We start from the raw sequence: 24,770 nt of genomic DNA, 5'->3' as shown, positions 1-24,770 counted from the left end.
TAAAATAGTTACGATATTTTATCAGAGATTAAAACTTTTCTTTTTTTAGTGATCTAAAAATTAGAACAGAACTTTAAATATGTGTTAAATTTAAAACTTTTTTACTAGCTGTTATAATTTCTTACACAGCATTTAAATATTTGTTTTTGAATAAGCACTTTATAAAAATGTTTAAAAAGAAAGACCGTTTATATTTATCATATTAAAATAAATAAATATTGTTTTTTAATTTTTAATTTGGCTTTCAATATCTTGAATAATACTTGTAATTGGGGTTTCGTAATCAAACCATAAAGTGTTTTCGTTACGTTTAAACCAAGTGAGTTGGCGCTTTGCAAAACGTCTGGTATTTTTCTTGATTTCTGAAATAGCAAAATCTAAAGTCCATTCATTATTTAAGTAATTAAATAGTTCTTTGTAGCCTACTGTATTTAGTGCGTTCAAATTCTGTTTGCCTACAAGTGATTTTACTTCGTTAAGCAAACCTAGTTCCATCATGATATCTACACGTCTGTTAATACGGTTGTAAATAATCTCCCGATCTGCTTTTATTCCGATAGTAATGGTTTTAAAGGGTCTCGCATCTTTATCTTTATTTAAAAATGAAGAATAAGGTTGTCCTGATCCAATACAAATTTCTAAAGCTCTAATTACACGATGCGGATTATCTATTGCAATTGTGTTAAACGATTTTGGGTCGTGTTTTTTTAGTAAGTCTTGTAAGCTTTGTAATCCTGCACTGTCTAGTTGTGCATTTAAAGAAATACGTATATTGGGGTCTACTTTTGGAAAATTATCTAAACCACGTGTTACAGCATCTAGATATAGTCCAGAGCCTCCAACCATAATAACTGTATTATGAGTTTTAAATAGTGTGTCTAAAGTTTGTAAAGCTTCTTTTTCGAAGGCACCAACATTATAGCTGTCATCTATAGATTTATGATGTATAAAATGATGAGGTGCTTCAGACAATTCTTCGGGAGTTGGAGCAGCCGTGCCAATTTGCATCTCTTTAAAAAATTGTCTTGAATCTGCTGAAATAATTTCAGTTTTAAAATGTTTTGCAAGTTTAAGACTTAAAGCTGTTTTTCCAATTGCAGTAGGACCAACTATAGATATAAGGTAATGGTTTGTGTTCAAAAGTTTAAGAATTGTGCAGTGATTCGCCGCAATTATAACAATATTCTGCTCCGTCTCTATGATCGCTTTTTAAGCAATTAGAGCAGGATTGTGAATTTAGATTAATATCGAGTTTAGGATCTACTTTTTTTTGAGTAGGTTCCAAATTAGTTCTGGTCTGATTACTATATTCGGCAGAAACGATTCCTGTAGGTACTGCAATTATACCATAACCCAGAATCATAATAAGAGAAGCAATAAGTTGTCCTAATGGAGTTTGTGGTGCAATGTCCCCAAAACCAACTGTTGTTAGTGTAACAATACACCAATAGACGCTTTTAGGAATGTTTGTGAAGCCATTTTCTTCGCCTTCTACTAAATACATAATGGTACCTAAAATAACAGCTAAGATAATCACTGCAAATAAAAACACAGAAATTTTAGCACGGCTTGCTTTTAAGGCTGACACTAAATTATTTGATGCACCTAAAAATCGGCCTAATTTTAAAATTCTAAATACACGTAATAATCTTAAAGCTCTTAGAGCCACTAAAGCATGTGTTCCAGCAAATAGAATAGAGAGGTATTTTGGTGCTGTAGATAATAAATCGATGACACCATAAAAACTGAAAATATATTTAAAAGGTTTTTTTACGGTTATAATTCTAGCAATATATTCTATTGTAAAAATAACTGTAATAATCCATTCCAGGACATTTAAAAGACTGTGATATTTTAAATCAATAGTTTTTACACTCTCTAGCATAACCAATATAATACTTGCTATAATAATAACAAGTAGTAGAACATCAAATAACTTACCGGCAGGTGTATCTGCTTCGTAAATTATTTCATGTAATTGGTCTTTCCAATTCTTTTTGTTTGTGGGTTTGCTCATGAAATCAAAAGTAAGAAAACTATTCTTAAATTGAATTTAAAACAATTATTGAATTTTTTTGAATGTTAATGAGTTGGCTAGACAATGCTTTCAAGCTATCATAATATTCGTGATTATATACAGGTTGATCGAGACTGAATTTTAAGTTGATTAGTATAAAATCTTCTTGCTGATTTACACTGAATTGTAACATTCCCGCTTTATTTGGCATTGCATACACTGCATTTTTAGGAACTTCTGCTACGGTATAATTTTTAATATTTAACTTCAAAATATAAGAAAATGTCTTTTTGTATCCGAAATCAATAGGGTAAGAGCGCTCTTGAAGTGTAAACGGATTTTTGTCAAATAATGTAAATAATATAGGATTAATATAAAGCGTGTTTTTAGTTACACCGTCTATTGTTTTAGTTATTGGATTTAGACAGGTATTTATTTTTATATCTTCTTGAAATAAAGGCATATTCCTGCCTGTTTCCTTAATAGTATGTTCTAAAACACTAAAAATAGGATGATTGTCTTGAAAGTTTTTTTTATAAATTTCTGGGTTCGAATTGAACTCTTTTTTAGAATCTATGGCAAAATACCCCGTTTTATTAGTTCCAACATTAATCTTTAAAGAATCGTTTATAATGTCCATCTCTAACCGATAAGCAAGTTGCGATGGTTTTTCCACTTCTATATCTACCCATTTGCTACCTTTCTTAAAATCAATTAATCTTCCATAACCATTTAAGCATCTAAAAGGTAAACTACCAAATGGTAAATTTGCTTCTGTTGCATCTAAAAAAAAGGTTTCATCTCCAATTTTAGCTTGAACAATTAAATAATTAAAATCAGACATAACAGGGTAAAGCTTAGTTGCAAATCCTTTGTTTCGGGTAGATAGTAGTACAGGTTTTACTTCAATATTACAGTCTCTTAAAAGGTTGTGAAGTAAAATATTTATACTAGATGTATTTCCAGATTTGTTTTTAATAAGTTCTTTTACAGAAGTGTCTGAAAATATTTTATAATCGCCATTCCATGTGTATTGATCTTGCACATAACTGTAAATGGCTTGGGCTTTGTTTAAGGGATCTTTATCTTTTATGATATTTGCAGATATAAAATCTTCAGCTTTCAAAGATTTTCTAATTTGCAGACCAATGTCTTTATCGCTTTTTAATTCATGATCGACATCTTTCCATGTTTTTGTAATTTGGTCAACACTACCATCAAAATGTTTAATAGTTTTTAATTCAAAGTCTAATCTAGAGATAAAATTTAGTTTACTTGTCATGTAATCTTCCTCTATAAATGCAGGTAAATCTTTAATTACATAATTTGTAACACCACAATCGGCATAAGATCCGCTTCTTCCTTTTAGACACTGACCTTCAATTTTAGAAGTACTCTCAAAAAACTTATAATCACCAACTAATTTAATGTTGTAGTTGTAATTTCCTGGAATGCTTGTTACGAATTCACTATAAAGTTTGGGGATATCTTCTTGAAAGATCCATTCGTGATATTTGTATATATACGGTGAAGATAATTTGTAACTGTAGGTGATAACACTTCCTTCTTTTATATTTGGCAAAGTAAACCTTACTGTAGTGTGATTTTGGGTAACGTCTTCGTAATAGATATCAGATGGGTTTAGTCTTGTAGATGTTAATGCCCCATTTTTAGAATTAAATGTTGTCGCAACAATATCGCTAATGGTTTCTTTGCTGTTTTTATTCTTGTAGAGCTCAATTTCAATAGTTGCATATTTAAATCCGTTTCTATTTAAAATTTTTACTTTTTTCTGATATTCTGTTTTAAGTAAGAAATCATTGGCGTCTATATAACTTTTACCGTATTCGTAAATCACTAAAGCATTTGCGGTAGAGTCTTTTATAAAGTTATTAATGTTTAAATCGTTTCGACTTACAGAAAATTCTTTACTGTTGTATGCTTGTGCAGATAAAGTGATGGTTGATAATAGTAGTAAGTTAATTAATAGCGTTTTCAATATATTAAGGTTTCAGTTCTATTGTTTTTAGAGTTTTATGACTTCGCAAATAACTCTGTATAATATGTTGTGCATCTCTGTTGTTTTCCATTTTGGTTATAATGGATTCTAGCACTTTAATATTATTTATTTGATAGTTTAGATTGAAGAAACCTAAGCCTTCAAACTGTCCGTCTTTTATATAAATAGCACTGCGTTCGTCTATGGCTCTACCACGATCTATAATAATCATGTTTTTGTAAGCATAACTATTTTTGTCAAGTAATTCCTGTACGCGTGCATTGTATTCTTCAGGAGATTCTTCGTTTATACAAGAACCATTACATGTTTTTATATTGTGGTTAAAACAAGGTTTTTCAGGAATATTAGATTCTAATCCTGTGAGTTGTAAACATAAATTATACGTTTCTACAGCACGTTCTATAAAGTGTTTAGCACTTTGCTTATTGCTAAATGTTGTAATTGGGCGTTTACGACCATCGGCAACATCAATTTTTAAATTGATATAACCATTTTTGTCTTTAAAAGAATAAAGCGCATGTGTAAATTGTGTGCGTTTTCTAGAACGATTGTATATTGGTTTCACGCGTTTTATTTCTTCACTCTCTTTAAGTAAAGCTATAAGTTCGCTTCCTGTTTCTTCATAAGTTACAGCTGTAACGTGAAGCTGAATTTTTTTAGATTTAGAATTAGGCGCCGTAAAATGTTGATTAACGCGACGTTTTATATTTCTACTTTTTCCGATATAAATAATGTCTCCACCTTCTTTATGTATATAATATACACCAGTAACAGCAGGAAGAGTGTCTACAATATCAATTAATTTGCTGTCTAATTTTTTAGGATTTTGAGCTTCTTTAATTGATGATTGAATAATTTGTTTACCTGTATCTTTGGTTTGAAGTAGTTTAAATAATTTTACTGTAGCTAATGCATCTCCGTTAGCACGATGCCTATCGGTTACGGGAATACCAAGAGATCTTACCAGTTTTCCTAAACTATAAGATGGCTGATCGGGGATTAAATCTTTAGATAATTCTACAGTACAAAGTGTTTGTCGCTTAAAGTCGTAGCCTAAACGTTTAAATTCTGTACGTAAAATACGGTAATCAAATTCCGAGTTATGTGCAACAACAATACAGTCTTCTGTAATTTCAATAATACGCTTTGCAACCTCGTAAAACTTGGGTGCATTTTTAAGCATATTGCTGTTAATTCCTGTAAGTTTAACTACAAATGGTTGAATGTCTCGTTCAGGATTTATTAATGAAATAAATTGATCTACAACGGTATGCCCGTCGTATTTGTAGATTGCAATTTCGGTAATACCTTCTTCATTAAATTTGCCTCCTGTGGTCTCTATGTCTAAAATTACGTAAATAATATACTCTTAAAAAATTAATAATTTCGTACTCCAAAAATACTACTTCCTATACGAACCATAGTACTTCCGCATGCAATTGCTAACGGGTAATCTCCACTCATTCCCATAGAAAGGGTTTTAAATTGAGTTGGATTTACATGGTGTTCTTTCAACGAATTAAAGATAGTTTTTAATTGGCTAAATTCGGTTTTTATTTGAGATTCATTCTCTGTAAAAGTTGCCATGCCCATAACGCCAACAATATTAATATGTTTTAGTTCTGAAAAAGTATCTGATTGAAGAATTTGTAAGGCTTCTGCTTCCGTCATTCCAAATTTAGAATCTTCGTCGGCAATTTTAATTTGAAGCAAACAATTAATAACACGTTCGTGTTTTGCCGCTTGTTTATTAATTTCGTTTAAAAGCTTTTTATTTTCTACACCATGAATTAAACTTACAAAAGGTGCCATATATTTTACCTTATTTCGCTGTACATGGCCAATCATATGCCATTCTATATCTTTTGGTAATAGCTCGTGTTTTTCGGCCATTTCCTGAATTTTATTTTCACCAAAGATGCGTTGTCCTGCGTCGTAAGCTTCTTGTAAATCGCTAACAGGTTTTGTTTTAGAAACCGCTACTAGTGTTACATGTTCAGGTAGTGTTTCTTTTATATGATTTAAATTTTCTTGAATAGACATGGTAAATAATTATACTTTTTTTTAAGAAGGATGTTTCTTTCTTGAATTCGTTTATTTTAAGAATTGCTTTGCAACTTGTTCTGCTTTTCTTGTTGTTGAGTAGTCATAGAAACCTTCGCCAGATTTTATTCCTAATTTTCCTGCTCTAACCATGTTAACTAATAGTGGACATGGTGCATATTTTGGATTTTTAAAGCCGTTGTACATTACATTTAAAATAGATAAACATACGTCTAATCCAATAAAGTCTGCTAATTGTAAAGGTCCCATTGGGTGAGCCATTCCTAATTTCATAACGGTGTCAATTTCTGTTACACCAGCAACGCCATTGTATAATGTCTCTATGGATTCGTTAAGCATAGGCATTAAAATTCTGTTGGCAACAAATCCGGGGTAATCGTTAACTTCTACAGGTTCTTTTCCTAATGTTTTAGAGAGTTCCATTATGGTTTTAGTAACCTCGTCGCTCGTGTTGTATCCGCGAATAATTTCAACCAATTTCATAATTGGAACAGGATTCATAAAATGCATACCAATTACTAATTCTGGACGATTTGTAATAGCTGCTATTTGCGTAATAGAAATGGATGAGGTATTTGTAGCTAAAATGGTGTTTTTAGTACAAACTGTACTTAATTGTTTAAATATATTAAGTTTTAAATCGATGTTTTCTGTAGCGGCTTCAACTACTAAATCTGCATTTTTTACACCTTCAGTAATATTTGTATATGTGGATATAAGATTTAGGGTTTCACTCTTTTGAGCTTCTGAAATAACTGCTTTAGAAATTAATCGGTCTAAATTTTTAGATATGGTTGCCACTCCTTTTTTTAAGGAATCTTCACTAATATCTATTAACTGAACATGAAATCCACTTTGGGCGAATGTGTGTGCGATACCATTTCCCATGGTTCCTGCACCTATAACGGCAATGTTTTTCATGATTATTTTATTTTAGAGTGTGATTGTTGAGGTCCTAAAGTCTGTTTTATACCGCTTTAAAACTGATCGATAATCATATTAGCAACACGTAATGCCTCGGTACCATCGTGTAAGGTTACCACAGGTTGAGTGTCGTTATTTATTGCGTTTGCAAATGTTTCTAGTTCGTCTAAAATGGCATTGTTATTTTCAACGTCAGGATTTGCAAAGTAAATTTGTTTCTTAACACCTTCTGCATTTTGTAAAATCATATCGAAATCTCCAGGTGTTTCAGGAGCATCTTTCATTCTTACAACTTCACATTTCTTTTCAAGAAAATCTACAGAAATATAGGCATCACGCTGAAAAAAACGTGTTTTACGCATGTTTTTTAACGAAATTCTACTTGCGGTAAGATTGGCAACACAACCATTTACAAATTCAATTCTGGCATTTGCAATATCGGGTGTGTCACTAATTACAGAAACACCACTCGCACTAATATGTTTTACTTTAGATTGTACAACACTTAAAATAATATCTATATCGTGAATCATTAAATCTAAAACTACAGGAACATCAGTTCCTCTAGGATTAAATTCGGCTAGACGGTGTGCCTCAATAAACATAGGTTTGTCAAGTAAATCTTTTATAGCAGAAAAAGCAGGGTTGAAACGTTCTACATGACCAACTTGGCCTTTTACATGGTGTTCTGCAACAAGTGTTCTTAAAGCTTCTGCTTCTTGAACGGTGTTTGTAATTGGTTTTTCGACAAATATATGTTTGTTCTTAGCGATGGCTAATTTAGCACAATCGTAATGCGAAAGTGTAGGAGTAACAATATCAACTACCTCTACGGCGTCAATTAATTCTTCAACAGTTTCAAAAAATTTATAACCAAATTCTGCTTCTACTTTTTTAGCATTTTCTATATCGGCATCATGAAAACCTACAAGTTGGTATTTTTCAGATTGATTAAGTAGTCTTAAATGAATTTTTCCAAGGTGACCAGCACCAAGAACTCCGGCTTTTAACATTTTATAGGGTTTTAAACAAAAATAAGATTTTTATGAGTTTTAAATGGTAATTAAAATTTAAAAATTTAATAAAAGATTTACTTTTGCAAAACTTATAATTTGACTAAACTTATATAATACACGGACTCTTGAACGATACTTTTAAACATAAAGGATTAAGACAACAATTAGTAAATATATTAAAAAACAAAGGTATAACAGATGCCGCTGTGCTTAAAACAATAGGTAATATACCTAGGCATTTGTTTATGGATTCTAGTTTTTTAGATCATGCTTATCAAGATAAAGCTTTCCCAATTGCTGCCGATCAAACCATTTCCCAGCCTTATACTGTTGCTTTTCAGACCGAATTGTTAAAACTTTCTCGAGATTCACAAATTTTAGAAATAGGAACGGGTAGTGGTTACCAAACAGCTGTATTATGTGAATTAGGAGCTAAAGTATACAGTATAGAGCGCCAGTTAGAGTTGTTTAAGAAAACGAGTAAATTTCTTCCTAAATTAGGGTATCGTCCTAGAAAATTAATTTTTGGAGATGGTTATAAAGGAATGCCTGAAGAAGCACCGTTTGATGGTATTATTGTGACTGCCGGAGCGCCTTATGTGCCAACACCATTACTAAGTCAATTAAAAATTGGTGGACGTTTAGTGATTCCTGTAGGTGTAGATGTTCAAATCATGACCTTATTTGTTAGAAAAGGACTTAAAGAATTTGAAAAACATGAGTTTGGCGAATGTCGTTTTGTTCCGTTATTAGAAGATAAAAACTAATTTTCATCTTTTTGAAGGAATTCTGAGGGGATTGGTTTATCCTTAGTTTCGTTGGCCCATAATAAATTAATAATCCACCATCTGTTTCCATCGAATAGCAGTTGAATACTATTAATACCTTTCATGAATGGTTCTTTGTCTTCTTCAGAATGGTAGGCTTCAAACGTACTAAATACTTGTGTAATGTTTCCGAATGTATGTACAATACGGTGTATTTCTTTTTCGTGAAATCCGTTTTTTAGCATCCATGATTTTGAGGTTTTTACGTACTCGGCAGGTGTCATATATTTCGCTTGGAGTTTGTTTTCATAATCTACTCCTGTAGTTATTAATTTGGCATCTTCTTTAAATAAGTATTTAAATAAATCCCAATCACGTTTTTCTTTTTTATCACCAGAAAGCGATAGATATAGTGTGCCTATAGTGGTTTCTAAAGATTTTACTAGAGGCATATAGTCTGTTTTTTGTATTTCTACTTCTTTCTTCTTTTGTGCAATAGCTGGAGAAATGAATAAAATACTTAATCCAATTGCGAATAAAAACTGTTTCATTTTAAAGAATTTTAAAGGATTATTGGAGCCATCCATTTTGTTCTTAATTTTAATTGTTCAGCAGATGGTGATGCGTTCAAAGAAAAGGTTTTGTTTATAGGGTTGTAATCTACACCTATTTTATTGTAATACTCTTTAATTGGTAATGGGGTTGCATTAACAATATATTTATCTATAAAAGATTTAATTTCTGGATAGGTTTTTTGTGCAAAAGTTTTAAAAAATGTTGCATCATCAAACGGTTTATTTGGTCCGTATTCTTTTGCTAAATCATTAATTACATCAATATATCCTCGTTTTCCGTCAGATAATTCTAATAGTTTTATGTCTAAAAGTCCAGCTACTAAAGCGCCTCTCATGTAAATATTACCGTATTGCTTGCTGCCTTTTTTTGTGTAAGATGTTAGCGATAATTCTTCTAAACTTACTTTTTTATCAAAATAATTAGAGTCGATCATTATTTTTCTAGAAAGCATTTTAAAGTAATCCTCCGTAGATTTTAAACCTGAACGAAATAGCATCATATGCGAAGCCCATTCTGTTGTGCCTTCATATAACCATAAATGCCTAGATGGAACTGGGGTTATAAAATTAAACTGCTCTACAATTTCACTATGAATATTTAAAGGTGTTACTACATGGAAAAATTCGTGAGCAGCAACTTCTACAACTTGCTGTTCTAAGTTCTCCCATTTGTCTTCTCTATAAATGTATTCTGAGCTGTAAGAGTGTTCCCAAGCTCCGTTTGTAGAGTCTTCAAAATGGAATAAAAAGGTATAATTTTTTACAGGTAATCCATTAAGAAATCCACTAGCCGATAACAGCATATTTTTCATAGATTCTAAAACATCACTAGATGTTACTAAACCTGTTTTAGAATAGGTATAAATGTCTACATTGGTACCTTGAATGTTCATTGATGCTTTTGTAAGATTCCCTAGTAAAAAGGGGGAGTCTACAACTTTGTCGTAATCTTCGGCATAGTATAAACCGGCGGTGTTTTTTGTTAAAGGTGTGCCTACAGTCCAAGTTTCAGGATAGTCTAGTTTTATAGTAATAGGACTGTCTTGTTTTTCTTTAAAGTATCCGAATACGGCTTGACCGTTTATTAAAGTATGGTCATTTTCTATAGAAGTGCCACACATTAAATAAATCTTATTTTCTACAACAGGTGTATCCCATGTTTCTGAAATTTCATATTCTATTTTCGAAATATTTTCAGGAGACGTGAGCTGAAATTGATTTGTCGAAATCTGAGTTGTTTTTAATTCGTTACCATCTTTATCTAAAGCCTTAAAAGCTTTTACATAACGACCAATATCCATAACCTGATATGTTCCTGGTGCTGTAGAGGCAAATTGGTAAATAGAATTAACTTTGGTTAATGTTGGCGGAATAACGGTAACTTTATAAGTGTCGTTCGAGCGGTCTAAAAGGTTAATTTCAAACTTGATATTGTTAACTGCTTCTGTTGTAGATCTCTTTGTCCCTCCACAAGAATATAAAGCAATAGTAAATGTGAAAAATAGTATTCTGAAACTCGATCTCATAGTTTAAAAAAGGTAAGAATGGTAGACGTATTATTTGTAAATTTTCTTTACACGATCTAGATTACGTTTGTTATCTCGGTCTTTAATAGTCTCACGTTTATCGTATAGTTTTTTACCTTTAGCTAAAGCAATATTTAATTTCGCATACCCATTATCATTTATAAAAAGTTTTAATGGAACAATAGTTAATCCGCTATTTTTAACTTCTTTTTCAAGTTTTTTAAGTTCGCGTTTATTTAAAAGTAATTTGCGTTCTGCTTTTGGCCTATGGTTATAGTAATTGCCATATTTGTATTCTTCAACCGTCATATTAATAACAAATAATTCGCCTTGTTCATTAAATTCGCAAAAACTTTCGGCAATAGAAGCTTTACTACTTCTAATCGATTTAATTTCGGTACCAGAAAGTACTATACCCGCTGTATATTTATCTAGGATTTCGTATAGAAAACGAGCCTTTTTATTTTGTATGTTTATTTTGTTTTGCATAGATGTCAAAGGTAAATAATTAAATATAATTTTTAATAAGCTTAGGCTTCAATAACTTCAATTACAGATTAATTTAAAGTTTTAGAATGTATTTTGTATCATTTTATCTAAAATTAAGTTTATTTTTTATGGCATAGAATTTATTTCTGAAAATAATTCTGATTGTTTGATGAATGATTTATTTTTTAATAACTTAATTTATAATTAATGTGCAATATTGGTGATGCTTTCTAGTTTTGAACTATATAAAACTATTGAATATTTCTGGTTTTAATTAATTTTTTAAAGCTATGATTATTCTTGATAGAGTTAATAATTATGCTGAAAATAGTATAAATTTGCCCTTTCAATAATCAAATTATTTAATTATATATTATGAAGAAAATAACATTATTATTTGCATTTGCTTTGATGTTTAGTGTGGCAAATGTTTTCGGACAAGCAAGAGAAGAATTAAATTTTGGACTTGTAGGTGTTAATTATGAAATTCCTGTTCATGAAGATATAACAATTGCTCCTGGAATAGGTACAGATTTTGATTTAGATTGGATTACAGTAGGTGTAAAAGCAAATTATTATTTCGACAATATTTTTGGAATTACAGATGATGCTTGGGATGTTTACGGAGGAGCTAACGCGGGATATGCTATTTATGCAGGAGATAACAACTCTAATGACAGCGGATTAAATATAGGCTTACAAGTGGGAGGAAGATGGTTTTGGAATGATAAATGGGGTGTGTATGTTGAACTTGCCGGAGGCGTACTTACTAAAAGTACTCCTTCTATAGGTGTAACAATGAAATTATAGAAAAACAGGCCTAATAAAATTTAAAAGCATTTTGATATATGTCAAAATGCTTTTTTTATGTCTTGTCATCAAACCGTTTATTTTGCTCATAAAAAAAGCAACGTTCATCGTTTTCAGACTTACATTGCTTTTTTATTAACCAACCTAAACTTTAAACGCGTTTAAGTTTATTCTATTATCTATTAAATTGGGTTTAACATAATTTTAATTAATTATGAGGTACTAAACTTTCTTGATTTCTAAACACTAGTTTATCGTCGAAATTGTCTAGTAATATAATACTGTCTGTTGTAACTTTACCAGATAATATTTCTTTACTCAATTCATTTAAAACATCTTTCTGTATCACACGTTTTACAGGTCTAGCTCCATATTCTGGATTGTATCCTTTATTCGCTAAATAATTAATAGCTTCTTGTGTTGCATCGAAAGTAATACCTTGTTGCGCAATCATTTTAGAGACGCTCTTAAGTTGTAATCCTACAATCTCTTTAATGTTTTCTTTTGTTAAAGGCGTAAACATAATGGTATCGTCAATTCTATTTAAAAACTCAGGTCTAACCGTTTGTTTTAATAGTGCAAGCACATCAATTCTTGCGGTTTCAATAGCGCTTTCAATATCTTTAGTGGCTTCAAAACGTTCTTGTATAATCTGACTTCCCATGTTAGATGTCATAATTATTATCGTGTTTTTAAAGTCGGCTACACGTCCTTTGTTATCTGTTAGTCGTCCTTCGTCTAAAACTTGTAATAAAATATTAAAGGTGTCTGGATGTGCTTTTTCAATTTCATCTAAAAGCACTACAGAATATGGTTTACGTCTTACGGCTTCTGTTAATTGTCCGCCTTCATCGTAACCTACGTATCCCGGAGGCGCTCCTACTAATCTACTAACCGAGTGACGTTCTTGGTATTCACTCATGTCAATACGCGTCATTGAGTTCTCGTCGTCGAATAGGTAAGCGGCTAAGGCTTTTGCGAGTTCTGTTTTACCAACTCCAGTTGTTCCTAAGAATAAAAAGGTTCCTATAGGTTTTTGTGGATTTTGTAAACCAGCGCGGCTTCGTCTTACTGCATCACTTACTGCGGTAATTGCTTCTTCTTGACCAACAACACGTTTGTGTAATTCGTCTTCTAAATGCAATAGTTTTTCACGCTCGCTTTGTAGCATTTTAGTAACAGGAATTCCGGTCCATTTTGCTACAACTTCAGCAATATCGTCGTAAGTAACTTCTTCTTTAATTAAAGAACTTTCAGATTTGTTTTCATTTAATTCTTTTTGAAGTTTGTCCAAACGTTCTTGAGCAGTCTTAATTTTTCCGTAACGAATTTCTGCTACTTTACCATAATCGCCTTCACGTTCTGCGCGTTCTGCTTCTAGTTTAAAGTTTTCAATGTCTGCTTTAGCGGCTTGAATATTGTCTACAACTTCTTTTTCGCATTTCCATTTTGCGTTTATAGTGTTGCGTTCTTCTTTTAAATTCGCTAAATCTGATTTCAGACTTTTTAGTTTTACCTCGTCTTTTTCACGTTTTATGGCTTCAATTTCAATTTCTAACTGCATTACTTTTCTGTCTAAGACATCAAGTTCTTCTGGTTTAGAATTAATTTCCATACGTAGTTTCGCAGCAGCTTCGTCCATTAAATCAATAGCTTTATCAGGTAAAAAACGATTTGTAATGTAACGTTCAGATAATTCTACTGCACCAATTATGGCTTCATCTTTAATACGTACTTTATGGTGAGTTTCGTATTTTTCTTTAATACCACGCAATATTGAAATCGCACTTTCTGTATCAGGCTCGTTAACTATTACTTTTTGGAAACGACGCTCTAAAGCTTTATCTTTTTCAAAGTATTTTTGATATTCGTCTAAAGTAGTTGCACCAATTGCTCTAAGTTCTCCTCTGGCTAAAGCTGGTTTTAAAATATTTGCAGCATCCATAGCACCTTGACCACCACCTGCACCGACAAGTGTGTGAATTTCGTCTATAAATAATACCACATCTCCCTCGCTAGAAGTTACTTCTTTAATAACGGCTTTTAATCGTTCTTCAAATTCTCCTTTATATTTAGCGCCGGCAATAAGTGCTCCCATATCTAAAGCAAAAATTTGTTTGTCTTTTAGATTGTCTGGAACATCGCCGTCTACAATTCTGTGAGCTAAACCTTCAGCTATAGCTGTTTTACCAGTACCCGGTTCACCAATTAAAATGGGATTGTTTTTTGTTCGTCTTGATAAAATCTGAAGAATTCTTCTTATTTCTTCATCACGACCAATTACAGGGTCAAGCTTTCCGTTTTTTGCTAATTCATTTAAATTTTTAGAATATTTATTAAGTGCATTATATGTTTCTTCTTGACTTTGAGACGTTACACGATCTCCTTTACGTAGTTCTTCAATGGCGGCTGTAAGTGCCTTTTCGGTTACACCTTGATCTTTCAGCATTTGAGAAATCTTGCTTTTCGATTTAAAAATAGCAATGATTAAATGTTCTACAGAAACATATTCGTCATTCATCTTTTTAGCAATACTAGAGGCTTCATTTAGAGCTGTTCCAAGTTCTCGGGACGCCATAATTTCACCACCAGAAACTTTAGGAAAACTTTCAATTTGTTTGTCTAAAGCCTGTGCTAAAATATTGATATTAACATTCAGTTTTTTTAGAATAAACGGTAACACATTTTCATCTACTTCAGAAATAGCTTTAAAGACATGTTCGTTCTCTAAACTTTGTTGTCCATATTCTTGTGCAATTTGTTGTGCACGTTGTATGGCTTCTTGAGATTTTATTGTATAATTGTTAAAGTTCATTGTATGTTTGTTTTTCAATGAATAATCAATTTTCTTACCATTTAGAAAATTAAGACAAAATGTCTCTTTTTGAAGTGTTTAAGCTGACTAATTGTCTTTCTTGTAGAAAAGAAGTAAGACTTAAAATTAATAAAAATATGGGGTTTTTTGATAAAATATTTAATAATTCTTCTCCAAACGAGAAGGTGGAAAGTGCTATAGTTTGGAGACCTTTGGTTGGTGAAAATCAGTTAGATACTATTGTAGAAGCGTCGCACGATAAAGCGCAAGCTATTTTTAAACATTCTACACGATGTGGAATTAGTAGAATGGTGTTAAGTCAGTTTGAAAAATCATTCAAATCTGAATTTAATTTAGATATGTATTTTTTAGATTTGTTGCAAAATAAAGCGCTTTCTGGTGCAATTGCAGATAGGTTTAAAGTGTATCATGAGTCTCCACAAATTTTAATTATAAAGAATGGAGAAGTGGTTAAGTATGCTTCTCACGGAGAAATTAACTCTATAGATTTATCTGTATACTAGGTTAACTGTAGGGGTGAAACTATAATCCAAAATAAAAATCCGCTTAAAACAATTGTTCTAAGCGGATTTTATTAAGTTTTATTTTAAGATATTAGATACTTAAAGAAGTAAATAATTCTTTTAATTTAGAATCTGAAGGTCTAGGTGCGCTAGGGTCTACAATATTTCCAGCAGGATCGATTAAGATAAATCTAGGGATACCGTTAACTTTGTAATCTCTTACAAAATCAGATTGCCATCCTTCAGGAGACATAACTTGTACGCCACCTAATTTTTCCTCGGTAACCATTGCTAGCCAATCTGCTTTTGCTTTGTCCCAAGACCCCCCGTGTGTTCTATCGTCATCAACAGAAACGCTTACAAACGTAATATTCTTGTCGTGATATTCTTTTTCTAGCGCTTTTAAAGCTGGAATTTCAGCTTTACAAGGTGCGCACCAGGTTGCCCATACATCTATATAAACGTATTTTCCTTTTAAACTTTCTAAAGACGTTGTAGAACCGTCTGCATTTGCGTAATCTACAAATACAGGAGATGGTTTACCTGTCATCTCTTGTTTTAATATAATGTTATTAGCGTAATATTTTTTATTACCTTCTAACATTGGTGATAAACTTTTTGATGCTGAGGTTGTAATTATAGAATCAAGACCTTGTTTAGAGTTATAAAATGTAGTTAGCTCTGTTTCTATGTTTTTAAACGTAGCATCTAAAGTTTCTAAATCCATAGATGAAAAATCTTGATCTAATAATTTCTCTTCTGTTAAAGATTTTTCAGCTAAGAAGTTATTGTTTTCAGAACCTTCGCCGGTGTATGCAATTGTTTCGTCAAATGCTTTTGTGTCTAGAGACATGTTTAAATCGTAACCGTTTTTTAAAAAAATAGTAGACGATTCTCCTCCATCATAAAAGTTGTATAATCCTGCTTCTACTTTTAATGTGTCGCTAAAAGTTCCGTCTGCATTTACCTTGATGGTTTTACTGTATTTACGGCTTCTAATGATAATAGAATCGCTATTTTGATCTGTTATTTTTCCAGAAAGCGTTACGTAATCTTTTTTTGGAGTTTCTTGACAGGCGAACATGGTTAAGGCGCCAATAGCAATAAAAATTTTTTTCATAGTGTATTTTTTGAGTGTTTCAAAAATAAGAGAATAGAATGATATATTATAATTAATTATAATAGTTTAAAGCGGTTAAAAATTAAAACAAAAATGTCCGAAGTGTTAACAACGGACATTTGATTTATAAACGTTAATCTTTTTAAGATTCTGTAGGCTTTTCTTGTTTTTCAATTGTAATAACAAGTTCTTGATTTGTTTCATCTAAATCCATAAGAATAACATCGCCTTCATGAATTTTTGATGTAATAATCTTTTCGGCTAAAGCGTCTTCAACATATTTCTGAATCGCTCTTTTTAGAGGTCGCGCTCCGTATTGTTTATCGAATCCTTTTTCAGCTATAAAACTTGTCGCTTTTTCACTTAACTGTAAATCATAACCTAGGTCTTTAATTCTTAGTAATAATTTATCAAGTTCTATTTTGATGATACTGTTAAGATCTTCTTTTTCTAAAGTGTTGAATACAATAACATCATCAATTCTATTTAAAAATTCTGGAGCAAATGCTTTCTTAAGAGCGCTTTCAATAACACTTCTTGTATTGGCTGCTTCTTGTGATTTTTGTGAAGCCGTACCAAAACCAATTCCTGTTCCGAAATCTTTCAATTTACGTGCACCGATATTAGAAGTCATAATAATTATGGTGTTTCTAAAATCAATTTTACGCCCTAAACTATCTGTTAAGAATCCATCGTCTAAAACTTGAAGCATCATGTTAAAAACATCTGGATGCGCCTTTTCAATTTCATCTAAAAGGACAACAGCGTAAGGTTTTCTACGAATTTTTTCAGTTAATTGTCCGCCTTCTTCATAGCCTACGTATCCTGGAGGTGCTCCAACTAATCTAGAGATGGCGAATTTTTCCATGTATTCACTCATGTCTATTCTAACCAAAGCATCTTCACTGTCGAATAGTTGCTTAGCTAGTACTTTTGCTAATTGTGTTTTACCAACACCTGTTTGACCTAAAAAGATAAATGAACCAATTGGCTTGTTGGGATCTTTAAGTCCTGCACGATTACGTTGAATTGCTTTTACAACTTTAGAAACAGCTTCGTCTTGACCAATTACTTTTCCTTTAATAAGTTCAGGTAATAAGGCTAGTTTATTGCTTTCTGTTTGCGCAATTCTGTTAACAGGAATACCTGTCATCATGGAAACAACATCTGCAACATTGTCTTCTGTAACCATCTCGCGATGTTGCTTGGTATCTTCTTCCCATTTTTCTTGCGCAACAGCTAACTCTTTTTCAAGGCGTTTTTCGTCGTCTCTTAATTTAGCAGCTTCCTCGTATTTTTGTTTTTTAACAACAGAAGTTTTTGTTTCTCTAACAGTTTCTAGTTCTTTTTCAAGTTCTATAATTTGTTTAGGTACATTAATGTTAGTAATGTGTACACGAGATCCTGCTTCGTCTAAAGCATCAATAGCCTTGTCTGGTAAAAATCTATCGGTCATATAACGATTGGTTAATTTTACACAAGCTTCTATAGCTTCTGGTGTATAATTTACATTATGATGACTTTCGTATTTGTCTTTAATATTGTTTAAAATTTCTATAGTTTCTTCAACCGTAGTTGGTTCTACAATAACCTTTTGGAAACGACGTTCTAAGGCACCGTCTTTTTCAATATACTGTCTATATTCATCTAAAGTTGTAGCACCGACACATTGTATTTCTCCTCTTGCTAAAGCAGGTTTAAACATATTAGATGCATCTAGGCTTCCTGTAGCGCCACCAGCACCAACAATGGTGTGAATTTCATCTATAAAAAGAATAATATCGTCGTTCTTTTCAAGTTCATTCATAACGGCTTTCATGCGTTCTTCGAACTGCCCTCTGTATTTTGTTCCGGCAACTAAACTTGCTAAATCTAAGGTTACAACACGTTTGTTAAAAAGAATTCTAGAAACCTTACGTTTTGTAATTCTAATTGCTAAACCTTCAGCAATGGCAGATTTACCAACACCAGGTTCACCAATTAAAAGCGGGTTGTTTTTTTTACGTCTACTTAAAATTTGAGACACACGCTCAATTTCTTTTTCACGACCAACAACAGGATCTAACTTACCTTCTTCAGCCATTGCAGTCAAGTCGCGACCAAAATTATCTAGAACAGGTGTTTTAGATTTTTTATTGGTTTTACCTGTTGGAGTACTGAACAAATTGTCTTTCGCCGCATCGTCTTCACCGATACCATCGTCTTGGAACGATTCTGCTTTTGGGTCTATATAATTATCATCGTTTGTAATCATAAATTTGAATTGTTCTTTAACGTTATCATAATCTACTTTCAGCTTATTTAAAAGCTTCGTTGTAGGATCGTTTTCATTCCTTAATATGCACAATAGTAAATGTGCTGTGTTAATGGAATTACTTTGAAATAGTTTCGCTTCTAAAAACGTTGTTTTTAAAGCACGCTCAGCTTGTCTTGTGAGATGTAAATTTTTTTTCTCGTTAGATATAGCCGTTAATGTTGGGCTTGCGGGACTTAATATTTCAACTTTTCTCCTTAAATGATTTAAATCAATATCTAAGGCATTTAAAATATTTATTGCTTTTCCGTTCCCATCTCTTAATAAACCAAGCATAAGGTGTTCTGTTCCAATAAAATCGTGTCCTAAACGTAGGGCTTCTTCTTTACTGTAAGCAATTACATCTTTTACTCTTGGTGAAAAATTATCATCCATAAATTAATTCCTTTCTGCATTAAAATTACTAAAACATATTATCAAAGACAAAAAGTATACCCTAATTATATGATTTATGCTAATAGAAAAAAAATCTTTATAAAATCAAAATATTTGATGTCTTACTTATTAACTAAACCCCTAGTATGAGTTGTTAATAAAAACTGTTAAAAACCGTGTTAAAACCCCTATGTTGACACGGGAAATGGTTATATTAGCGCGATTTGAAACACACAAGATAACTAAATTATTTTTATAGATGGCAGAAGGAGAAAAGCTTATTCCAATTAATATCGAAGACGAAATGAAAACGGCTTACATTGATTACTCAATGTCAGTTATTGTATCACGTGCGCTTCCAGATGTTAGAGATGGTTTAAAACCTGTACACAGACGTGTTTTATACGGAATGTACGAATTGGGAGTTAGAGCGACTGGAGCGCATAAAAAGTCAGCAAGAATTGTTGGTGAAGTTTTAGGGAAGTATCACCCACACGGAGATACTTCGGTTTATGATGCAATGGTACGTATGGCTCAAGAGTGGAGTTTACGTTATATGCTAGTAGACGGACAAGGTAACTTTGGTTCTATTGACGGCGATAGTCCGGCAGCAATGCGTTATACAGAAGCGCGTATGCGAAAGATTTCTGAAGACATGTTGGCAGATATTGACAAGGAGACAGTAGATCATAAATTAAATTTTGATGATACATTACAGGAACCTACAGTATTACCAACACGTATTCCTGGATTATTAATTAATGGTGCTTCTGGTATTGCCGTAGGTATGGCTACCAATATGCCACCGCATAACTTAAGTGAAGTTGTCGATGGGATTAGAGCATACATAGAGAATAAAGATATTGAAATAGACGAGCTTATTAAGTACATAAAAGCTCCAGATTTCCCTACAGGAGGAACAATATATGGTTACGATGGCGTAAAAGAAGCGTTTCATACTGGTCGTGGACGTATTATTATGCGTGCTAAAGCCAATATAGAGGAAGTTCATGGTCGTGAATGTGTTATTGTAACAGAAATTCCGTACCAAGTGAACAAGGCAGAAATGATTAAAAAAACTGCCGATTTAGTGAATGATAAAAAACTAGACGGTATTGCAACCATTAGAGATGAATCTGATAGAAATGGTATGCGTATTGTTTATGTTTTAAAACGTGATGCTATTCCTAATATCGTTTTAAATAAATTATTTAAGTACACTCAACTACAGACTTCTTTTAGTGTAAATAATATTGCATTAGTAAATGGACGTCCAGAGTTATTAAACTTAAAAGATTTAATCCATCACTTTGTTGAACACAGACACGAAGTAGTTGTAAGACGTACAACTTACGAATTACGTAAAGCAGAAGAACGTGCTCATATTTTAGAAGGATTAATTATAGCTTCAGATAATATTGATGAAGTTATCGCTATTATTCGTGGATCTTCTAATGCAGATGAAGCTCGTACACGTTTAATAGAACGTTTTAAACTTTCTGAAATCCAAGCGAAAGCGATTGTAGAAATGCGTTTGCGCCAACTTACCGGTCTAGAGCAAGACAAATTACATTCGGAATACGAAGACATCATGAAAACTATCGAAGACTTAAAAGATATCTTAGATAAGAAAGAGCGTCGTATGCAGATTATAGAAGATGAACTTCAAGTGATTAAAGATAAATACGGAGATGAACGTCGTTCTATTATAGAATATGCTGGTGGAGATTTAAGTATTGAAGATATGATTCCAGACGAGCAAGTAGTCATTACTATTTCTCATGCAGGTTATATTAAACGTACATCTTTAACAGAATACAAAACACAACATAGAGGCGGGGTTGGACAAAAAGCATCAACAACTCGTAACGAAGATTTCTTAGAACATTTATTTGTGGGTACTAACCACCAATATATGTTATTCTTTACACAAAAAGGAAAATGTTTCTGGATGCGTGTTTACGAAGTCCCTGAAGGAAGTAAAACCTCTAAAGGTAGAGCAATTCAGAATTTAATAAACATAGAGCAAGACGATAAAGTCATGGCATTTATTTGTACTCAAGATCTTAAAGATGAAGAGTACATTAACAGTCATTATGTTATTATGGCAACTAAAAACGGTCAAGTTAAAAAAACGTCTTTAGAGCAATATTCACGTCCTAGAACAAATGGTATTAACGCCATTACAATTAAGGAAGACGATGTGCTTTTAGAAGCTAAACTTACCACAGGAACAAGTCAAGTAATGTTAGCCTTAAAATCCGGTAAAGCAATCCGATTTGAAGAAGCAAAAACACGACCTATGGGTAGAGGTGCTTCTGGAGTTCGCGGTATTACTTTAGGACAAGAAGATGATGAGGTAATAGGTATGATTACTGTAGAAAATCCTCAAGAAGAATCTGTATTAGTGGTTTCTGAAAATGGATATGGAAAACGTACTTATATTGATGATCCAGAAGATGGAGAACCTGTTTATAGAGTAACTAACCGTGGAGGAAAAGGTGTGAAAACCATTTCTATTACAGAAAAAACAGGAAAATTAGTATCTATTAAAACGGTATCAGATTCAGATGATCTTATGATTATTAATAAATCGGGTATTGCTATTAGAATTGCAGTTCAAGATTTAAGAGTTATGGGCCGTGCTACGCAAGGTGTTAAACTTATAAACTTACGTGCTGGAGATTCTATCGCAGCTGTTGCTAAAGTAATGCATGAAGACGAAGTAATAGAAGACATTGAAAATATTGAAAACATTGATGGAGAGGATGCACCTGTAGATGGTGAAGATTCAACAACAGAAAATAACAACTTAGAAAACAATTAATTAACAATTAACTTTATTACAATGAAAAAACAGGTTATAGTTGCTTTAGCTTTATCCGTTAGTGCATTTTCTTTTGCACAAAAAAAAGAACTGAAGGCAGCGGAGAAGGCAATCAAAGGGAATAATTATGCAGAAGCAAAAGCATCTTTAAATCAAGTAACTCCTATGTTGTCTACAATAGACGACAAATACAAAGCAAAATATTATTTTTTACAAGCTGAAGCATTATATGCTAAAGGAGCAGGGTCTGCATCAGATGTTACTAAAGCTCTTGAAAGCTTAGATAAGGTAGACGACTCCATGAAAAGTGAAGTTGCTGAGTTTAAAAATAATATGCAAAACACTTATTTAGTTAAAGCAAACGACAATTTTAAAGAAAAAAAGTATGCTATAGCTAGTCAACAGTTTGAGCAGTTATATAATATTGTACCTACAGATACAACCTATTTGTATTATGCAGCAGTAAGTGCAGTAAGTGATCAAGATTATGATACAGCATTAAGACAGTATGTAAAATTAGATGAATTAGGATACACTGGTATCGAAACTCAATACTATGCTACAAATGTTGCAACTGGAGAAGAAGAAGTTATGGCTCAAAGTCAAAGAGATTTATTTGTGAAAGCAAAATCTCATAACAATCCAGGAATGCGTAAAACAGAATCTAAGCAAGCTGAAATTACTAAGAATATTGCATTAATATATGTATCTCAAGGTAAAACAGACGAAGCTTTAGCAGCTGCTAAAAAAGCTAGATTACAAGATCCAGAAAATTTAGATTTAATTCTTACTGAAGCTAATTTATATTTAGAGTTAGAAGAAACAGATAAATTTAAAGATTTAATGGAAGAAGCTGTGAAGCAACAACCTGAAAATCCTAATTTACATTATAACATTGGTGTAATTTCTTTAAAGAATCAAGATTTTGAAGGCGCAAGAACATCTTTTGAAAAAGCTTTAGAATTAAAGCCTGATTATGCTGATGCAGCTTTAAACGAGTCTACAACTTATATTGATGAAGGAAACTCTTTAATTGAAGAAATGAACAGCTTAGGTACAAGTAAAGCAGATAACGCGCGTTATGATGAACTACGTGCTAAAAAAACAAGTTTATTCGATCAAGGAGCAGATGTTTTAGTTAAATACATTGCCAATAACCCTAACCCAGTACCTAATATTTACCAACAATTAATAAATATTTATAACGCTACTGGAGAAACAAGTAAAGCTAAAGAAATACAAGCTAAATTAGATGCAGCTCAATAATTAGTAGCTCATATATTCTATATTTTAAAACCTGTGAATAACAATTCACAGGTTTTTTTATGTTCTAAAAGTATTGAAAGCATATAGTAATCAGATTTTATTAGGGTATCTTATAAACCTTGTTAGTTTTTTTAATCTTAGGTTACGTTTTAATTTAAGATTTCTAATTACATATAGTTTTGAATCCGATAGTCTGTTTAAAAAGTGCTTTTAAGGATGTTTAAGAGCGTATAAGAGTTAGACTTTCTACTATTGAATAATTATAAAAAAAGAGATGTTTAGAGGCTTTATAATGTAGAGTTTATAAACTTTAAAAACGTATAGTAATCCATGTTTGTTATGTTTATACAAAATAGAAATAGCCTTTGATTACAATTGAAAGTGAATTAGTGATAGAGAATAGTAAATACGAATTAAGTTTTTTTCGTATAATTTTAAGAATTAATGATAATATTATTGAAGTTATTATGACTTTGTAACACGAGTTCTTGAACGTGATTTATCTTATGGTTTAGAGGTTTGGTTTTTAGACTTATTGCGAATTACATTTTATTAGTAAGAGTATTTAACTTGCTAACTTATATAAAAATTATGAGTAAGATATGAGTTATTAAATAAAGGGTTTTTAAGCTTTTGGATAAGCCTCTAAATCAATTTTTAGTAGAAAAGGCACTTACAGAACTAGAGAGCGTTAAGATGGTTTCACAGAGCAATAATTTTTCTGTAAACATTAATAATGTAAAAATATGTGTGGAAATTAAGAAGTGTTTTTATTCGAGATAATAAGTAGTATCTCTACACTTATTATATAATGTAATGTTAAAGCTGTTTTAAATATAAATAGACAAGCTATTAGGTGTTCGTTTAGACTTAACAGTATACTTTAATTAGCTTTTATATTTATTCAATAAGCTCTATAAAACAAAATATAGAAATACACTATAATTAGATTTCAGTGTATACCTGTCTAAGTTGTTGTGTAATTTCTATGTCTAACGATTATAAATAGACATAAAATAATAGTATTAATTTTGTATTAGCTCTTTAACTTTGAAAACATATATTGAAGATTATTTTTTTTATAAAGTATGTATTCAGTTGTATATTAATACTAAGTGGTTATAAATGTAGAATAGGGAAGTACTGGAATAAGTCTATATATGATGTATAAAAAAAGCCGCTTAATAGCGGCTTTTTTATATTATAATGAGTCGTAAATTATTCTTTAACTTCTTCTACAGTTGGAGTCTCAGTTTGTTCCATAACTTCAGTTTCAACTTGTTCTGCAGTTGGAGCTTCAATTTGTTCCTCAACTTCAGTC

The 24,770-nt window shown here is 31.9% G+C and carries 18 protein-coding genes; 5 read left to right on the top strand and 13 right to left on the bottom strand.

All coding sequences use genetic code 11. From position 1 onward, the window contains the following. Positions 1-225: 225 nt before the first annotated feature. From miaA to Q1B05_RS17420, 7 genes are read right to left on the bottom strand one after another with little or no spacing between them, the layout of a single operon-like run. Positions 226-1,140 (bottom strand): tRNA (adenosine(37)-N6)-dimethylallyltransferase MiaA, encoded by a 915-nt coding sequence (gene miaA / locus Q1B05_RS17450; protein WP_299782527.1) that lies wholly within the window; start codon positions 1,138-1,140, stop codon positions 226-228. A gap of 4 nt (positions 1,141-1,144) precedes the next feature. Continuing rightward, positions 1,145-2,017, bottom strand: coding sequence for an ion transporter (locus tag Q1B05_RS17445; protein WP_299782525.1), 873 nt, complete (start codon positions 2,015-2,017; stop codon positions 1,145-1,147). Positions 2,018-2,042: 25 nt separating this feature from the next. After that, the gene (locus tag Q1B05_RS17440) at positions 2,043-4,016 is read right to left on the bottom strand and encodes a DUF3857 domain-containing protein (protein WP_299782523.1); all 1,974 of its coding nucleotides are present in this window, start codon (positions 4,014-4,016) and stop codon (positions 2,043-2,045) included. Positions 4,017-4,020: 4 nt separating this feature from the next. Then, entirely contained in the window at positions 4,021-5,397 is a 1,377-nt protein-coding gene (locus tag Q1B05_RS17435) for an exonuclease domain-containing protein (protein WP_299782609.1), read from the bottom strand. Between the two features lie 17 nt (positions 5,398-5,414). Then, positions 5,415-6,080, bottom strand: a complete 666-nt coding sequence (locus tag Q1B05_RS17430) for a YggS family pyridoxal phosphate-dependent enzyme (protein ID WP_299782521.1) — start codon at positions 6,078-6,080, stop codon at positions 5,415-5,417. 51 nt (positions 6,081-6,131) lie between these two features. Next, positions 6,132-7,022 carry a 3-hydroxybutyryl-CoA dehydrogenase gene (locus Q1B05_RS17425; protein WP_299782520.1) on the bottom strand — a complete coding sequence of 297 codons (891 nt, stop codon included), beginning with the start codon at positions 7,020-7,022 and terminating at the stop codon, positions 6,132-6,134. Between the two features lie 56 nt (positions 7,023-7,078). Beyond that, positions 7,079-8,038, bottom strand: a complete 960-nt coding sequence (locus Q1B05_RS17420; protein ID WP_299782518.1) for a Gfo/Idh/MocA family oxidoreductase — start codon at positions 8,036-8,038, stop codon at positions 7,079-7,081. A 128-nt stretch (positions 8,039-8,166) separates the two neighbouring features. Between Q1B05_RS17420 and Q1B05_RS17415 the strand changes: the two genes are divergently transcribed. Further along, positions 8,167-8,808 (top strand): protein-L-isoaspartate(D-aspartate) O-methyltransferase, encoded by a 642-nt coding sequence (locus Q1B05_RS17415; protein ID WP_299782516.1) that lies wholly within the window; start codon positions 8,167-8,169, stop codon positions 8,806-8,808. Here the strand turns inward: Q1B05_RS17415 and Q1B05_RS17410 are convergent. Genes Q1B05_RS17410 through smpB form a run of 3 tightly spaced genes read right to left on the bottom strand, consistent with a single transcriptional unit; the run spans position 8,805 to position 11,398 of the window. Beyond that, the gene (locus tag Q1B05_RS17410; protein ID WP_299782514.1) at positions 8,805-9,359 is read right to left on the bottom strand and encodes a hypothetical protein; all 555 of its coding nucleotides are present in this window, start codon (positions 9,357-9,359) and stop codon (positions 8,805-8,807) included. The two genes, Q1B05_RS17415 and Q1B05_RS17410, sit on opposite strands and share 4 nt — an antisense overlap. Positions 9,360-9,370: 11 nt before the next feature. After that, a complete protein-coding gene (locus Q1B05_RS17405; protein WP_299782512.1) occupies positions 9,371-10,909 on the bottom strand; it encodes a hypothetical protein in 1,539 nt (512 codons plus the stop codon). Positions 10,910-10,939: 30 nt separating this feature from the next. After that, entirely contained in the window at positions 10,940-11,398 is a 459-nt protein-coding gene (smpB, locus tag Q1B05_RS17400) for an SsrA-binding protein SmpB (protein WP_299782510.1), read from the bottom strand. A gap of 375 nt (positions 11,399-11,773) precedes the next feature. Between smpB and Q1B05_RS17395 the strand changes: the two genes are divergently transcribed. Continuing rightward, on the top strand, positions 11,774-12,208 hold the full coding sequence (locus Q1B05_RS17395) for a hypothetical protein (protein WP_299782508.1): 435 nt from the start codon (positions 11,774-11,776) through the stop codon (positions 12,206-12,208). Between the two features lie 208 nt (positions 12,209-12,416). Here the strand turns inward: Q1B05_RS17395 and clpB are convergent, their stop codons facing one another. Further along, positions 12,417-15,023, bottom strand: coding sequence for an ATP-dependent chaperone ClpB (clpB, locus tag Q1B05_RS17390; protein ID WP_299782506.1), 2,607 nt, complete (start codon positions 15,021-15,023; stop codon positions 12,417-12,419). 137 nt (positions 15,024-15,160) lie between these two features. On the opposite strand from clpB, the gene ytxJ reads away from it, so the two are divergent. Then, positions 15,161-15,547 (top strand): bacillithiol system redox-active protein YtxJ, encoded by a 387-nt coding sequence (ytxJ, locus tag Q1B05_RS17385; RefSeq protein ID WP_299782504.1) that lies wholly within the window; start codon positions 15,161-15,163, stop codon positions 15,545-15,547. 91 nt (positions 15,548-15,638) lie between these two features. Here ytxJ and Q1B05_RS17380 read toward each other — a convergent pair whose 3' ends face one another. Further along, a complete protein-coding gene (locus Q1B05_RS17380; RefSeq protein WP_299782502.1) occupies positions 15,639-16,667 on the bottom strand; it encodes a TlpA disulfide reductase family protein in 1,029 nt (342 codons plus the stop codon). A 142-nt stretch (positions 16,668-16,809) separates the two neighbouring features. Then, positions 16,810-19,356: an ATP-dependent Clp protease ATP-binding subunit gene (locus Q1B05_RS17375; RefSeq protein WP_299782499.1), complete on the bottom strand. Its 2,547-nt coding sequence runs from the start codon at positions 19,354-19,356 to the stop codon at positions 16,810-16,812. 259 nt (positions 19,357-19,615) lie between these two features. Here Q1B05_RS17375 and gyrA point away from each other — a divergent pair, with 259 nt between their 5' ends. Together gyrA and Q1B05_RS17365 are read left to right on the top strand one after the other, a co-directional pair. Then, a complete protein-coding gene (gene gyrA / locus Q1B05_RS17370; protein WP_299782497.1) occupies positions 19,616-22,183 on the top strand; it encodes a DNA gyrase subunit A in 2,568 nt (855 codons plus the stop codon). A 21-nt stretch (positions 22,184-22,204) separates the two neighbouring features. Further along, positions 22,205-23,449: a tetratricopeptide repeat protein gene (locus Q1B05_RS17365; RefSeq protein ID WP_299782495.1), complete on the top strand. Its 1,245-nt coding sequence runs from the start codon at positions 22,205-22,207 to the stop codon at positions 23,447-23,449. The last annotated feature ends 1,321 nt before the right edge of the window (positions 23,450-24,770 follow it).

The organism is uncultured Formosa sp., assembly GCF_947500765.1.
Taxonomy (GTDB): Bacteria; Bacteroidota; Bacteroidia; order Flavobacteriales; family Flavobacteriaceae; genus Formosa.
This window is presented reverse-complemented; position numbering and strand designations above follow the sequence as displayed.

What these genes read in the sequence shown, in the direction of transcription:
- ytxJ (WP_299782504.1), top strand. Translation starts at nt 15,161, where the DNA reads ATGGGGTTTTTTGATAAAATATTTAATAATTCTTCTCCAAACGAGAAG.
- Q1B05_RS17410 (WP_299782514.1), bottom strand. Translation starts at nt 9,359, where the DNA reads ATGAAACAGTTTTTATTCGCAATTGGATTAAGTATTTTATTCATTTCT.
- Q1B05_RS17380 (WP_299782502.1), bottom strand. Translation starts at nt 16,667, where the DNA reads ATGAAAAAAATTTTTATTGCTATTGGCGCCTTAACCATGTTCGCCTGT.
- Q1B05_RS17395 (WP_299782508.1), top strand. Translation starts at nt 11,774, where the DNA reads ATGAAGAAAATAACATTATTATTTGCATTTGCTTTGATGTTTAGTGTG.
- Q1B05_RS17445 (WP_299782525.1), bottom strand. Translation starts at nt 2,017, where the DNA reads ATGAGCAAACCCACAAACAAAAAGAATTGGAAAGACCAATTACATGAA.
- gyrA (WP_299782497.1), top strand. Translation starts at nt 19,616, where the DNA reads ATGGCAGAAGGAGAAAAGCTTATTCCAATTAATATCGAAGACGAAATG.
- Q1B05_RS17405 (WP_299782512.1), bottom strand. Translation starts at nt 10,909, where the DNA reads ATGAGATCGAGTTTCAGAATACTATTTTTCACATTTACTATTGCTTTA.
- Q1B05_RS17420 (WP_299782518.1), bottom strand. Translation starts at nt 8,038, where the DNA reads ATGTTAAAAGCCGGAGTTCTTGGTGCTGGTCACCTTGGAAAAATTCAT.
- clpB (WP_299782506.1), bottom strand. Translation starts at nt 15,023, where the DNA reads ATGAACTTTAACAATTATACAATAAAATCTCAAGAAGCCATACAACGT.
- Q1B05_RS17430 (WP_299782521.1), bottom strand. Translation starts at nt 6,080, where the DNA reads ATGTCTATTCAAGAAAATTTAAATCATATAAAAGAAACACTACCTGAA.
- Q1B05_RS17365 (WP_299782495.1), top strand. Translation starts at nt 22,205, where the DNA reads ATGAAAAAACAGGTTATAGTTGCTTTAGCTTTATCCGTTAGTGCATTT.
- Q1B05_RS17425 (WP_299782520.1), bottom strand. Translation starts at nt 7,022, where the DNA reads ATGAAAAACATTGCCGTTATAGGTGCAGGAACCATGGGAAATGGTATC.
- Q1B05_RS17375 (WP_299782499.1), bottom strand. Translation starts at nt 19,356, where the DNA reads ATGGATGATAATTTTTCACCAAGAGTAAAAGATGTAATTGCTTACAGT.
- smpB (WP_299782510.1), bottom strand. Translation starts at nt 11,398, where the DNA reads ATGCAAAACAAAATAAACATACAAAATAAAAAGGCTCGTTTTCTATAC.